Annotated in this window: 12 protein-coding genes; 4 read left to right on the plus strand and 8 right to left on the minus strand. The window is 64.7% G+C overall.

The genetic code is table 11. The annotated features are described in order from the left end of the window. Nucleotide 1: 1 nt before the first annotated feature. Together dnaJ and hrcA are read right to left on the minus strand one after the other, a co-directional pair. Complete coding sequence (gene dnaJ, locus ACIQT2_RS01165; protein ID WP_402942778.1) at nt 2–1,132, minus strand: molecular chaperone DnaJ; 1,131 nt, start codon at nt 1,130–1,132, stop codon at nt 2–4. A 51-nt stretch (nt 1,133–1,183) separates the two neighbouring features. Beyond that, a complete protein-coding gene (gene hrcA, locus ACIQT2_RS01170; protein WP_400332059.1) occupies nt 1,184–2,191 on the minus strand; it encodes a heat-inducible transcriptional repressor HrcA in 1,008 nt (335 codons plus the stop codon). A gap of 216 nt (nt 2,192–2,407) precedes the next feature. On the opposite strand from hrcA, the gene ACIQT2_RS01175 reads away from it, so the two are divergent. After that, entirely contained in the window at nt 2,408–3,259 is an 852-nt protein-coding gene (locus ACIQT2_RS01175) for a DUF3097 domain-containing protein (RefSeq protein ID WP_402942781.1), read from the plus strand. A gap of 104 nt (nt 3,260–3,363) precedes the next feature. Beyond that, nucleotides 3,364–3,777 (plus strand): DUF4870 domain-containing protein, encoded by a 414-nt coding sequence (locus ACIQT2_RS01180; protein WP_387437228.1) that lies wholly within the window; start codon nt 3,364–3,366, stop codon nt 3,775–3,777. Between the two features lie 12 nt (nt 3,778–3,789). On the opposite strand, the gene hemW is transcribed toward ACIQT2_RS01180, so the two are convergent. After that, nucleotides 3,790–5,019, minus strand: a complete 1,230-nt coding sequence (gene hemW, locus ACIQT2_RS01185; protein ID WP_402942784.1) for a radical SAM family heme chaperone HemW — start codon at nt 5,017–5,019, stop codon at nt 3,790–3,792. After that, nucleotides 5,020–6,873: a translation elongation factor 4 gene (gene lepA, locus ACIQT2_RS01190; RefSeq protein ID WP_400332050.1), complete on the minus strand. Its 1,854-nt coding sequence runs from the start codon at nt 6,871–6,873 to the stop codon at nt 5,020–5,022. It abuts the gene before it with no gap. A gap of 160 nt (nt 6,874–7,033) precedes the next feature. Between lepA and ACIQT2_RS01195 the strand changes: the two genes are divergently transcribed. Both ACIQT2_RS01195 and rpsT read left to right on the plus strand, forming a co-directional pair. Next, complete coding sequence (locus ACIQT2_RS01195; protein WP_402942788.1) at nt 7,034–7,588, plus strand: type II toxin-antitoxin system PemK/MazF family toxin; 555 nt, start codon at nt 7,034–7,036, stop codon at nt 7,586–7,588. 165 nt (nt 7,589–7,753) lie between these two features. Next, nucleotides 7,754–8,014 carry a 30S ribosomal protein S20 gene (gene rpsT, locus ACIQT2_RS01200; protein WP_347107561.1) on the plus strand — a complete coding sequence of 87 codons (261 nt, stop codon included), beginning with the start codon at nt 7,754–7,756 and terminating at the stop codon, nt 8,012–8,014. Nucleotides 8,015–8,116: 102 nt separating this feature from the next. On the opposite strand, the gene holA is transcribed toward rpsT, so the two are convergent. The 4 genes from holA to ACIQT2_RS01220 form a co-directional block, all read right to left on the minus strand. Continuing rightward, on the minus strand, nt 8,117–9,133 hold the full coding sequence (gene holA / locus ACIQT2_RS01205; protein ID WP_402942791.1) for a DNA polymerase III subunit delta: 1,017 nt from the start codon (nt 9,131–9,133) through the stop codon (nt 8,117–8,119). Then, nucleotides 9,052–10,821 (minus strand): ComEC/Rec2 family competence protein, encoded by a 1,770-nt coding sequence (locus ACIQT2_RS01210; protein ID WP_402942794.1) that lies wholly within the window; start codon nt 10,819–10,821, stop codon nt 9,052–9,054. The genes holA and ACIQT2_RS01210 overlap by 82 nt, the downstream gene beginning before the upstream one ends. Continuing rightward, nucleotides 10,814–11,632: a helix-hairpin-helix domain-containing protein gene (locus ACIQT2_RS01215; RefSeq protein WP_402942797.1), complete on the minus strand. Its 819-nt coding sequence runs from the start codon at nt 11,630–11,632 to the stop codon at nt 10,814–10,816. The genes ACIQT2_RS01210 and ACIQT2_RS01215 overlap by 8 nt, the downstream gene beginning before the upstream one ends. 65 nt (nt 11,633–11,697) lie before the next feature. Beyond that, nucleotides 11,698–12,732, minus strand: a complete 1,035-nt coding sequence (locus tag ACIQT2_RS01220; protein WP_402942799.1) for a DegV family protein — start codon at nt 12,730–12,732, stop codon at nt 11,698–11,700. Between the last annotated feature and the right edge of the window lie 3 nt (nt 12,733–12,735).

Genomic DNA, 12,735 nt, shown 5'->3' on the forward strand with positions numbered 1-12,735 from the left:
GCTACAGGTTACCGAGCTTGTCCCGGAGCTTGGCGAACATGCCGCCACTGGCTACGAGCTTGCCTTCCGTGAACTGCTCACCGCGCAACTTCGCAAGCTGCCTCAGCAGGTCTTCCTGCGCGGCATCCAGCTTGACCGGCGTCTCGACGTGCAAGTGCACCTTGAGGTCTCCGCGGCCGTAGCCACGAAGATGGGTGACCCCCAAACCGCGGAGGGTAATGATTTCACCCGACTGCGTGCCCGCCTTGACGTCGATTTCCTGGGCGCCATCGAAGGTCTCCAGGGTCAGTTCCGTTCCCAGCGCGGCAGCAGTCATCGGCACGCTCAGTGTTGCGTGGAGGTCGTCGCCTTCGCGGATGTACGTGGAATCGCTGTTGACGCGGATCTCAACGTAGAGGTCGCCGGCAGGGCCTCCGGCAGGGCCTGCCTCACCCTGGCCGGACAGCTGGATGCGCGTTCCCGTTGCCACGCCCGCCGGCACCTTGATGGTCAGCGAGCGGCGGCTGCGGATGCGGCCCTGGCCGCTGCATTCGTTGCAGGGGTCCTTGATGATGGTGCCGAAGCCTTCGCAGGAGCCACACGGGGCCGTGGTCATGACTTGGCCGAGGATGGAGCGGACTGCCCGCTGGACCTGGCCGCTGCCACCACAGATGTCGCAGCGTTCAGGGTGCGTTCCGGGACGGCAGCAGCTGCCATCACAGGTGGGGCAGACAACCGCGGTGTCGACTTCAAGCTTCTTGTTGACGCCGAAGACCGCGTCCTTGAGGTCGATGCGGACGCTGATGAGGGCATCCTGGCCGCGCCGGACGCGTGAGGCAGGACCTGCGTGTCCGGCGCCGCCACCGCCAAAGAAGGTATCGAAGATGTCCTGGAAGGCAAAGCCCTGCCCGGAGTAGCCGCCACCGAAACCGTTGTCGGTTCCGTTCTCGTTGCCGGTGGCGTCGTACACGCGGCGTTTCTGCGGGTCGGACAGCACTTCGTAAGCGTGCGTCACGGCCTTGAACTGCTCAGCGACATCCTCGCCCGGGTTTACGTCCGGGTGCAGTTTTCGCGCCAACTTGCGGTACGCCTTTTTGATCTCTTCTCCGGTGGCTTCCGGGGAGACTCCCAAAACGTCATAGTGGCTGCTCAAAGTCAGTATCTCTTCCTTGTTGTCCTGCGGTTCTTACGTTGGTGGCCGGCGTCAGCCGCCGAGAATACGGGAAAGGTAGCGGGCCACGGCCCGCACGGCGGCCATGGTGGTGGGATAGTCCATCCGGGTGGGCCCCAGGATGCCTACCTTGGCGCCGGAGCCGTAACCCGTGGCGACCACCGAGGCCTCGGACAGCCCGTCATAGGGGTTCTCTCGACCGATGCTGACGGTGACCCCGCGCGGATCATCACCCATGTCAGACAACAACCGAAGCATCACTACTTGTTCCTCGAGGGCCTCAAGTACAGGGCCGATGCTCAGGGGGAAGTCCACGTTGGAGCGGGCCAGGTTTGCTGTTCCCGCCATCAGGATCCGCTCTTCGCGACTGGTATCGCTGAGGGATTGGAGTCCGGAGGCCAGGACCTGCGCCACCCCACGGACTTCCGGCCTGCACAAGGCCACGACGGAGGGCAGCACCTGCGGCAACAGCTCCAAAGGAGTGCCGGCAATGCTGCCCAGGAACCTCGCACGCAGGGCCAGCAACGACTCGTTGCTGACCTCGGTTCCGGCATCGATGACTTTTTGTCCCACGCTGCCGGTGTCCGCGATCAGGACCACCAGCACCTGCTTGGGTGCCAGCAGCACGAACTCCACATGCCGGACCAAGGCCCGCTTGGAGTGCGGGTATTGCACCACCGCTACCTGGTTGGTCAACTGCGACAGGAGCCTGACTGTCCGCTCCAGGATGTCGTCAAGATCGTCGGGGCCTTCAAGCAAGGAATGGATGGCCCGGCGCTCGGCGGCCGAGAGCGGCTTCACTTGGGAAATCCGGTCCACGAACAACCTGTAGCCCTTGTCCGTGGGAATGCGGCCCGCGCTGGTGTGCGGAGCGGCAATGAGGCCTTCCTCTTCCAGGACGGCCATGTCATTCCTGATGGTGGCACTGGAAACGCCCAGATGGTGCCTCTCCACCAGTGCCTTGGAGCCGACAGGTTCCCGTGAGTGCACGTAATCCTCGACGATGGCACGCAACACTTCCAGCTTGCGCGGCTCACTCATGTGCAACACCTCCTGTCGACGCTCCGAATGCGGGCTGCCCGGCATGGGATGGACCCGGGCTGACCCTTGCTTTTAGCACTCAACATGCCTAAGTGCTAACAAGTCTAGTATGGGCCACCCCGTTGCTAGCATTGAAAACGCCCGCGGATGACGTCCGGGGAGCCGGCTCCACCCGGTACCGGCCCATCAAACCCAGCGCGAAGAGGTATGAAGTCCTTGGCTTTCGACACATGGGGTCCGCAGGACCTTTCCGCACCCGTCAAACAGCAGCTTCCGGACGTGCCTGTCCAGCGCGGGATGGTCCTGGAAGACGTCCAATCCGGGTGGGTGGGCGAGGTCGTCCGGGTAGAGAAGTCCGGCGGAATGCACATCGTGTCGCTTGAGGACCGCCGGGGCAAGACGCGGTCCTTCCAACTGGGGTTCGGCTTCCTCCTGGAGGGCCAGGCCATTCGTCTGCTCCCCCCGGCCGCCAGGCAACCGGCCGGCGCTGTCCAGCCCGGCCGGACGGCGTCGGGCTCTGTCAAAGTCCAGGGCCAACGCGCACAAGTGGCAAAAGCCAGCCGGATCTGGGTGGAAGGCAAGCACGACGCCGAACTCGTGGAAAAGGTCTGGGGTGACGACCTCCGGGTGGAAGGCATCGTCGTGGAGCCGCTCCATGGCGTGGACGACCTCCGGTCCGCCATCGCCGCCTTCGGACCCGGTCCGCAACGCAAGCTCGGAATCCTGGTGGACCACTTGGTGGCCGGTTCGAAGGAGTCACGCATTGCGGCCGAGGCCATGCAGGTACCGGGAGCCAAGGGAAACGTGTTGATCGTGGGACACCCCTACGTCGATGTATGGCAGGCGATCCGCCCCAAGGTACTGGGCATCGAACAGTGGCCTGACGTGCCTCGCGGCACGGATTGGAAGACGGGAATCCTGAGGGCTTTCGGCTGGCCGCACGAAACGGCGGAGGACATCGGGCTCGGCTGGCAGCGCTTGCTCGGTGCCGTGCGGACGTATGCGGACCTGGAAGCGTCCCTTCTGGGGCGCGTGGAGGAAGTCATCGACTTCCTGACCGCCCCCTGAGCAGGGACACCTGCCCGTTTCAGGGGCGGATGGTCCCTGCAGGGAGTCCGGACCCAGTATTCTGGGACAGCAACACCGCATTTTTACAGCAAAGGGAAGACACCGTGGCAGAGAACGCTCCAGAAGAACAGGGCAGGGCCGCAGGCCAGCCCCAGTACCATGGCGCACCTGCGAATGCACTGCCCCTTACGGCAAGCGAAGACCGGCAGTGGGCCACGTTGGCGCACTTCGGTGGAATCCTCGGCTGCCTTCCGTCCTTGCTCATCTACTTGATCTTCCGCGAGCGTGGACCGTTCACGGCGCAGGAGTCCAAGGAAGCCCTGAACTTCACGCTTCCGCCCACCATCGCGGCCGTGTTGGCGAACATCCTGGTCCTGCTGCCGGTTGTGGGCAACATCTTCGCGGTCATCGCGACAGCCATCTGGGTGGCCCTGACGTGCTTCTCCGTTTCCGCGGGCATCCGCGTCAACCACGGCCAACCCCACCGCTACCGCTTCAACCTGCGCTGGATCAAATAGCGCCGCGGGCGGTCAGTCCGGCAGGATCCTGCGCACCACTGCGTCCGCCAACAAACGGCCCTTGAGGGTCAGCACCAAGCGGCCTTTGAAGGCGGCAGCGGGATCCACCAGGCCATCGGCAATCAGCCCGGCCATGGCATGCCTGCCCACTTTGTCCAAGGCATCCACGTCCAATCCCGAGCCAAGGCGCGCCTCAAGCATGATGCGCTCCACTTCCCGCGTACCGGCGTCGAGGGTTTCCCTGCCCGCAGCAGGCGACGTTGCCGCCGCCAGCCGTGAAGCGTAGGCAGTGGGGTGCTTGACGTTCCACCACCGGACACCGCCAACATGGGAATGGGCTCCCGGGCCGATCCCCCACCAGTCGTCGCCCCGCCAATAGGCGAGGTTGTGGCGGCACGCCTGCTCGGGAGTCCTGGCCCAGTTGCTGACCTCGTACCAGGTGAGGCCTGCCGCTGAAATCAGCTGGTCGGCGAGCTCGTACTTTGCTGCGTGGTCGTCGTCGTCGATTCCCGGCACTTCCCCACGCCGGATCTGGGCAGCCAGTTTGGTGCCATCCTCGACGATCAGCGCGTACGCACTGATGTGGTCAGGATCGTAGGACAGGGCGGTTTCCAAGGACAGCCGCCAGTCGTCCATGGACTCACCCGGGGTGCCGTAGATCAGGTCGAGGCTTACCGCCAGGCCCGCGTCGCGTGCCCATTGAACAACCAGCGGGACCCTGCTGGGGGTGTGGGTGCGGTCAAGGACCTTGAGGACATGCGGCACAGCGGACTGCATGCCGAACGACACCCGGGTAAACCCGGCATCCGCGAGCACTTGGAGGGACTCGGGCGTGACGGAATCAGGGTTCGCCTCGGTGGTCACCTCTGCGTCCGGCCCAAGTCCCCAGTGTCCGACGGCGGCACGCAGGATCCGTGCCAGGTCTTCCGCCGGGAGCAGCGTAGGGGTGCCACCGCCGAAGAACACGGTGCTCAGCGGGCGGGATGGAACGCCGGAAGCCTCCAGCGCGCGAACGGCGAAATCCACTTCGGCCACGGCCGTGCCGGCATAGGCGTCCTGCGACGCGCCGCCGCCCAGTTCAGTGGCGGTGTAGGTGTTGAAATCGCAGTAACCGCAGCGGACCGCGCAAAACGGGATGTGGACATACAGGCCGAATTTACGGTCTTGGACGCCACTGAGCACCTGCGGGGGCAGGAGCCCGTCCGCAGGTGCCGGATCGCCCAAAGGAAGGACGCTGGGCATTTACTTCTTGGCCTTGTCCTTGGACTCGTCCGTGGTGAGGGCTGCGATGAAGGCCTCTTGGGGAACCTCCACACGACCCACCATCTTCATGCGCTTCTTGCCCTCTTTTTGCTTCTCAAGCAGCTTGCGCTTACGGGTGATGTCACCGCCATAGCACTTGGCAAGGACGTCCTTGCGGATGGCCCTGATGCTTTCACGGGCGATGATCCGCGAGCCGATGGCGGCCTGGATGGGCACCTCGAATTGTTGCCTCGGAATGAGCTCGCGAAGCTTCGAGGTCATCATGACCCCGTACGAGTAGGCCTTGTCGCGGTGGGTGATGGCACTGAAGGCATCCACCTGTTCGCCTTGGAGGAGGATGTCCACCTTGACGAGATCGGCCACCTGTTCGCCGTCCGCCTTCCAGTCCAGCGACGCATAGCCACGGGTCTTGGACTTGAGGAGGTCGAAGAAGTCGAACACGATTTCAGCAAGCGGAATCCAGTACCTGAGCTCAACACGATCCTCGGAGAGGTAGTCCATGCCCTTCATCTGGCCTCGGCGGCTTTGGCAGAGTTCCATGATGGCACCGACGAACTCATTGGGGGCGAGGACAGTAGCTGACACCATCGGCTCACGGACCTCGGCGATCTTACCCACAGGGTACTCGCTCGGGTTCGTGACGTGGACCACCTTCTTGTCCTCGAGCGTTACCTCGTACTCCACGTTGGGCGCAGTTGAGATGAGGTCGAGGTTGTACTCCCGCTCCAGGCGCTCACGCGTGATTTCAAGGTGCAGCAGGCCGAGGAAACCGACCCGGAATCCAAAGCCCAGCGCTGCCGAAGTCTCCGGCTCGTACACGAGCGCGGCGTCATTAAGCATCAGCTTTTCCAGGGCGTCGCGGAGGACCGGGTAATCCGTACCATCCAGCGGATAGAGACCGGAGAAGACCATGGGCTTGGCGTCGGCGTAGCCGCTGAGCGACTCGGATGCCGGCTTGGCCAGGTTGGTGACCGTATCACCAACCTTGGACTGGCGGACATCCTTCACTCCGGTGATGAGGTATCCCACCTCACCCACACCGAGGCCCTTGGATGGCGTGGGTTCCGGTGAGCTGACACCGATTTCGAGCAGCTCATGCGAAGCGCGGGTGGACATCATCTGGATTCGTTCGCGTGGGTTGAGCTTGCCGTCCACCACCCGGACGTAGGTGACAACGCCACGATAGGTGTCATACACCGAGTCAAAGATCATGGCTCGCGCAGGGGCATTGGGATCGCCCACGGGAGCCGGGAGATCGTGGACAATCTTGTCCAGGAGCGCCTCGACGCCTACGCCGGTCTTGCCGGACACCTTGAGGACGTCATCCGGGTCGCCACCAATGAGATTGGCCAGTTCAGCCGCATACTTCTCCGGCTGGGCTGCCGGGAGGTCAATCTTGTTCAGCACGGGAATGATGGTGAGGTTGTTTTCCATCGCCAAGTAAAGGTTGGCCAGGGTCTGCGCCTCGATGCCCTGGGCCGCGTCGACCAGCAGCACTGCGCCTTCACAAGCTGCCAGGGAGCGGGAGACCTCGTACGTAAAGTCCACGTGGCCGGGGGTGTCGATCATGTTCAGGGCGTAGGCGGTGCCTTCGACTTCCCATGGCATCCGGACGGCCTGGGACTTGATGGTGATGCCGCGCTCACGCTCAATGTCCATGCGGTCCAGATACTGGGCCTTCATGTCGCGCTGCTGAACGACGCCGGTGAACTGCAACATGCGGTCGGCCAGGGTGGACTTGCCGTGGTCGATGTGGGCGATGATGCAGAAGTTCCGGATGATGGCCGGATCTGTTGCGGCGGGCACCGGTGCGGTGCGGGCCATGGGAGACACGCAGGGTCCTAACTGTCGGCATTCACGCGGCTTCACCGTTCACTGGGCAGGGGCCAGCGCAGGACATACCGCATATCTGATCCTCCAGTGTCCCATGAACCGGCCGTTCAACGTACATTCCGGTCCGACGCACCCCGTGGCCAAGGGGTAGCTTTATCCCATGGCTTTGGACTTGCGACCCCTCGGCACCTTCATCCTCCGTTCCCTCAAGGCGTTGGGAGGTGCCGGCACCAAAGCCGCTCCCCGCAGCGGTACCCCACAGCGGCGTGTGTCCACGGGGCAGCAGAGCCGGCCAAACGACGTCGTCAACGGGTCAGGCGCTTATCCCGGCGACTACCACGGCCGGGTCACACCGCATTACGCCCCCAAACCGGACGGGAAGCCCGATCCGGGCGGGATCGTGTGGAGTTGGGTGCCGTACGAGGAGGATCACGCGCAGGGCAAGGACCGGCCCGTGCTGCTGGTGGGACGTGATGGAAAGTGGCTTCTTGGACTGATGCTGACCTCCAAGGACCACGACAACGGGATGCGGGCGGACGACTACGTGGACATCGGCGCGGGTCCGTGGGACCGCCAGGGCCGCCCCAGCGAAGTCAAAGTGGACCGCGTCATCCGACTGGATCCGGGCGCGGTCCGGCGCGAAGGGGCTGTCCTCGGTAAAGCTGCCTTCGGTGATGTCGCTCTGGCCCTGCACGGGAAGTCCACCAGGAACTGAGGCATTCCGCAGTTCGCTCGTCTTTCTGCTATTCTTTATAGCTGTGTGTCCGTGCAGGTCGACGGCCACACATGGTTGGCTGCCATAGGCATCCCCACGCCGCTCAGTCGATGGCCAACCTGACAACCCTCTAGACCATTTCCGCATTAAAAAGAGAGTTCATACGTGGCTAATATCAAGTCCCAGAAGAAGCGCATCCTCACCAACGAGAAGGCTCGCCTGCGCAACAACGCAGTCAAGTCCGAGCTGAAGACGGCCATCCGCGCCGTCAACACCGCCGTTGCGTCTGCTGACAAGGATGCTGCTGGAACTGCACTTGCTGCTGCCAGCCGTAAGCTGGACAAGGCTGTCAGCAAGGGCGTTATTCACAAGAACAACGCTGCTAACCGCAAGTCGGCGATCTCCAAGAAGGTCAACGCACTCTAAGGTTTTTCCAGTTCGACTGAGCTGAACAGGAGGCCGGCACCCACGGGTGCCGGCCTCCTGGCTTTTAAGCCCAGCCCAGCGCCCAGCCCAACCAGGGCGTCCTCACTTGCGCTGGGCCGACGTCGAGATGACTGTGACTGCATGCTCCACGGCATACACGGGATCCCTCGACTCACCCTTGACCTGGGCGTCAGCCTCGGCAATGACCTGGATGGAGCGGATGAGCCCCTCGGGAGTCCAACGGCGGACATCCCGCTGCGCCTGCTCCACGAGCCAGGGCTGCATGCCCAGGCTCTTCGCGATGGTCGCTGAGGACCCCTTGGCGCCCGCCACTTTGGCAATGGTCCGCAGTTTGGCCGCCAGTGCCGCCACCAACGGAACGGGATCAACTCCGGTGGAGACCGCGTGCCGCAGGGTGGAGAGGGCCAACGGACCATTTCCCGCCATGGCCGCGTCCGCTACTTTGAAGGCCGTGGCCTCGACGCGGCCCCCATAGTATCTGTCCACGGTGTCCGCGGTGACGGCAGTGGTGGCATCGGCGATGAGTTGGTTACATGCTGCGGCAAGCTCCGAAAGATTGGCTCCCACCGCATTGACGAGGGCCTGGACCGCACCGCCCTCGATCCGCCGGCCGCCGGCTTTGAACTCCGCTACGACGAATGCCGTCTTGTCGGAGTCCTTTTTGAGGGGCTGGCAGTCGATCACGGGCCAGCCTGCGGCCTTGACGGCGTCAAGCAACTTCTTGCCCCGGACTCCCCCCGCGTGCCGCAGGACAAGGACCACGTCGTCCTCCGGCTGGGGAAGGTACTTCATGGCGTCAGCAAGGAAGGCGTCGTTCATCGACTCGAGGCCTTCGACTTCGACCAGCTTTCCTTCACCGAAAAGCGACGGGGTTACCGTCATGGCCAAGGAGCCGCCCTCGTATGCTCCCGCGTTGAGCCTGGTCAGCTCCACATCCGGGGTTGAGGAGCGGACCAGGGACCTGATGCGGTCCATAGCACGGATTCCCAAGTACTCTTCCGGTCCGGTGACCAGCACTACGGCGGCAGGCGTGGCGTCGCGCCATCCGGCGTTGTTCGCCGGGATGTTCTTGGCCCGGGTGTTCTGGGCAGCAGCCACTGGTGATTCCTTCCGGACGGGTTTGCGCAAGGTTTAAGTCTGCCACGTCCGCGGCGTAGGTGTTGATGGCGTCGACCGGCACCCCGCAGCGCAGCCCGGCACGAAGCAGGTCGCTCGAGGGATTCCAGGCCCTTCATGATGTTGCTGTGGAAGTTCAGCACCGCCACGCGGAAGCCTGCCGGATGGAGCATGCTCCACGTTACGAGGACAGCAACGGTGGAGAAGGCAAGCATGGATGCGATCCCCACCGGCCCCTCCGCCCACGGCATGGCAGCACCTGGCAGGGCGGCGAAGAACCGGGCCACAGCTGCCACCATTCCGGCGCTGGTCCCCGCCACGGCCACGGGCGCCGCGGCCAGCCATGGCACCGAAGCCAACGGCACGGAGATGGTTCCGAGGATGGTGACGGGGGCTACCAATGGCCCAGCCAGCACATTGGCTGCGAGGGAGTAGGGCGAGAATTGGGGCTGCAGCGCAACGATGGCGGGTCCACACATGAACTGCGCTGACAGTGGAACGGCGATGCCCGTGGCCAACCACGCGGGAACCCATGCCGGAAACCATGACGCCAGGCGGCCAGCGAACAACACGATACCGAGGGTGGCCAGGACGGAAAGCAGGAACCCAAATGACACAGACAAGCCGGGGTCAAGGAGCAAAAGCGAGGTGCTCGCAAGGCAGAGGAAGGACAGTGACCTGCCGCGACGCCCCGCGGTGAGGGCGGCCAGCCCCACCGTGCCCATGACCGCCGCCCGCAGGACGCTCGGATCCGGTCCGACCAGGACCACGAAGGCCGCCAGACCGGCAACCCCACTGATGGCCGCCAGGGGCCGCGGCAGGCGGAAAGTCCGGGCCAGCAGGATGAATCCACCCAGGACCAGGCTGCAGTTTGCACCGCTGACCGCGGTCAGATGGGTCATGCCCGTAGTTTTCATGGCCGATTCGAGGCTCTCCGGCAGCGTGGAGGTGTCGCCGGTAACCATGCCCGGCAGCAGGCCTGCCGCGTCCGGGGGCAACCAAGCCGACGCTTTGCGGAATTGCTCCCGGGCCCGGGCCGCGGTTTGTTGGGGGTCGTAGGAATCAGCGACCAGCACGGGCGCCGTTGACGCGGCCAGGACAGCGGCCTCGGGCTGGCCCTGCTTGCCCTCCCCCAGGGTTCCCGCGGTTCTCAGCGATTGTCCCGGCTGCACGCGCTCCCAGGCGTCCCCACCGATGACCAACACCGCAGCCGAATCTGTCACGGTATTGCCTTGGGAGGTGAAGTGTTCCACCTGCGTCGGGACGGCCCACCGGCTTTCCCCGGAATGCCCTGGAACGGACAGCGCCGCCGGAGGACCGGTAACGCGGACCGTAATGACCACTCCATCATTTCGGGCGGCAGCGGCGGCAAGCGGGCCCTGCTCGCGCCAGGCCATGTCCAGGGCACAGTGCAGGGCCACGGCGGCACCGGCCACGCAGGCCAGCGCGAGGGTGGACGACGTGGTCCGCACCCACATCCCCCGGCGTCGGCGTTTCCGTCCGGACACCGTCAAACCCAAGGCACCCACCACCAGCACAGCGCAGATCGAGGCGGACCACGGCTGAGGAGCCACCGTTCCCGCCAAAGCAGCCGACCAGGCTGCGAGGGCTGTCGGGACCAGGCGTACGTCCAGTCGCCTGGCCGAGGTTCCTTCGGCGGACTCAGCCACCCTGCACCGTCACCAGGCCCTTGAGCGATTCCATGAGCTTGGGGCCGATGCCGTCGATCGCGTCCAATTCCTCGACGGACGTGAAGGGGCCGTGATCCTTTCGCCAGTCCGCGATGCGCTGCGCCATGACGGGTCCCACGCGGGGCAACGTGCCGAGCTCCTCGACACTGGCGGTGTTGATATTGACTTTGGCCGAACTTCCCGGCCCGGCGGCACTTCCGGCTTCCGCTTCAGACTGTTCCTGCACCGGAGACGGGACGGGCGCATCCCCGGCACGCGGCACCACGATCTTGGCCCCGTCCGCCACCACTTCGGCCAGGTTCAGTCCGTCAAGACGGGCATCCTGGGCAGCACCTCCGGCCGCGTCAATGGCCTGGAAAACCCTGCTGCCCTCCGGCAAGGAGACCACTCCAGGTTTTTGCACGGCACCGGCGATGTGGATGACCACGGTCGCACCGGGCATCGTGACTTGCCCGGCCTCCGCACCGGGAACTGCTGCCTCGGAGGTTGCAGCAGGGGTGAGCGGTTCGATCAAGGGTTGGTCCTGGCCGGTTTGCCAGACAAAGCACACGGCCGCCACCACGGCGGCCGCAGCCACTACGAACACCACGGCGCGGGGGCTGCGCCACCGGAAACGGGAAGGGACCGCCGTCGGCAGTCCGGCACTGTCACCGCCGTCGGAGGTCTGCTCCTCCACCGCAATCGCCAGCAGCGGTTCCGCCTGCACAGCGGGCTGGACATGACGGGACAGCCGCCGCCTGAACACCGCGGTTGCGGCATCGGACGAGGCGTCCTGGGTCCGGCGTGGCATGAATTGAGCCTATGGCCGGGTCCGAACGGGCACTGTTCCCCATCGGGACTATGTGGATAAAGCCGTCAATTGCCCGGCGTGCTGCTTTCTCCCACAATGACGGCCAACACACCCAGACCGGCGTGTGCGGCAAGAACGGCGGGGAGGGAACTGATCTGGGCAAGCGGAGACTGGGGACATTTTTCGGCGAGCCGGGCGGCAAGTGACTTTGCCTCGGCTGGATTCCCGAAGTGGTGTACGGCCAGACGCGCCTGGCCGGGAGCGCGGGACGCGACGTCGGCGACGACGATCTCTTCCAACCGGGAGATGGCCCGTACAGCGGACCGGACCTTTTCCAGCGGGACGATCTTGCCGCCGTCGACGGCAAGGATCGGTTTGATGGAAAGCACCGTTCCCAGGAGCGAGGCGGCGGCGCCGATGCGGCCGCCGCGGCGAAGCTGCTCAAGGCTGGGGACGTAGAAGTAGACCTTGGTGCGGTCCATACGCTCCACGGCGAAGTCCCGGACCTCGGCGGCTCCCCGGCCGTCGGCCGCGGCAACCACGGCGCTCTGAACACCCATCCCCTGCGCCATACCTACTGTCCGGGAATCAACGATTTCCACGGGTATGGTCACCCGGGCTGCAGCAAGGCGGGCTGCATCGGCGGTTCCGGAGAGTTCGGACGAGATGTGGATGGAGACTACGGCCTCAAATCCACGACGTTGGGCGGCCAGATACGCCTGCTCGAATTGGCCTGGCGATGGCCGTGAGGTCTTCACCGAGGCGCCGGAGGCAAGCGCCAACGACAACGTCTGGGTGATGTCGTCTTCACCTTCACCGTATATTTCGTTTCCCACCATCACCGGCATGGGAACAACAGCCAAACGACCGTCGGCCGTAAAGGCGGAAACCCAGTCAGCGGGCAACGCGGCCGCCGAATCGGTGACCACGGCAGTCGTGACGACGGCGGCAAGGGGCTCGTCAGCGACAGGAACCGGTGCCGCTGGCTGCCGGAGGCGCGCCACTCTTTCCTTGAGCCACATCCACGCGGGTGGTTCTCGCTCAGGCACGCAACCTCCAAAGATGATGGCTGGCCGCCGGCACAGTGCCGGCGGCCGCACAAT

The organism is Paenarthrobacter sp. NPDC090522 (assembly GCF_044769225.1).
Taxonomy (GTDB): Bacteria; Actinomycetota; Actinomycetes; order Actinomycetales; family Micrococcaceae; genus Arthrobacter.

What these genes read in the sequence shown, in the direction of transcription:
- hrcA (WP_400332059.1), bottom strand. Translation starts at nt 2,191, where the DNA reads ATGAGTGAGCCGCGCAAGCTGGAAGTGTTGCGTGCCATCGTCGAGGAT.
- hemW (WP_402942784.1), bottom strand. Translation starts at nt 5,019, where the DNA reads ATGCCCAGCGTCCTTCCTTTGGGCGATCCGGCACCTGCGGACGGGCTC.
- ACIQT2_RS01195 (WP_402942788.1), top strand. Translation starts at nt 7,034, where the DNA reads ATGGCTTTGGACTTGCGACCCCTCGGCACCTTCATCCTCCGTTCCCTC.
- ACIQT2_RS01215 (WP_402942797.1), bottom strand. Translation starts at nt 11,632, where the DNA reads ATGCCACGCCGGACCCAGGACGCCTCGTCCGATGCCGCAACCGCGGTG.